This is a genomic window from Ruoffia sp. FAM 24228 (assembly GCF_045528575.1).
GTDB lineage: Bacteria > Bacillota > Bacilli > Lactobacillales > Aerococcaceae > Ruoffia > Ruoffia halotolerans.
Window position 1 is genome coordinate 1 of record NZ_JBGQQZ010000162.1, and the last position, 343, is coordinate 343.

The 343-nt window shown below is 36.7% G+C and carries 1 protein-coding gene; it reads right to left on the bottom strand.

Features of this window, described 5'->3' with window-relative positions:
- Positions 1-35: 35 nt before the first annotated feature.
- Positions 36-343: IS30 family transposase (locus tag ACEN33_RS12505; RefSeq protein WP_407095219.1), on the bottom strand; the 308-nt coding region annotated here is incomplete at its 5' end.

The following is a 343-nucleotide window of genomic DNA, read 5'->3' on the forward strand; positions in this document are numbered from 1 at the left end:
GTTGAATTGCAATAATTAATGCGACAATTTTTTATTTACTCAATTAATAAGAGTTCGTGTAAAAATACTTCCAAAGGTGTTTGGTAATCTAAGCATTTCCTAGGTCGATTATTCATTAACCACAAAGCTTGGTTGAGTTCTTGGGAAATTACTCTAGCGAGGTCTGTTTTCTTAGGAAAAAACTCACGCAGTAAACCGTTAGAGTTCTCATTGGTTCCTCTTTGCCAGGCACTATAAGCATCGGCAAAATAAAAATCAATCCCTGCTGCTTCGACCTCAGGATAACAAGCAAATTCTTTTCCTCGATCTGAGGTAAAGGACTTTAAAGCTTCCTTAGGTAAGT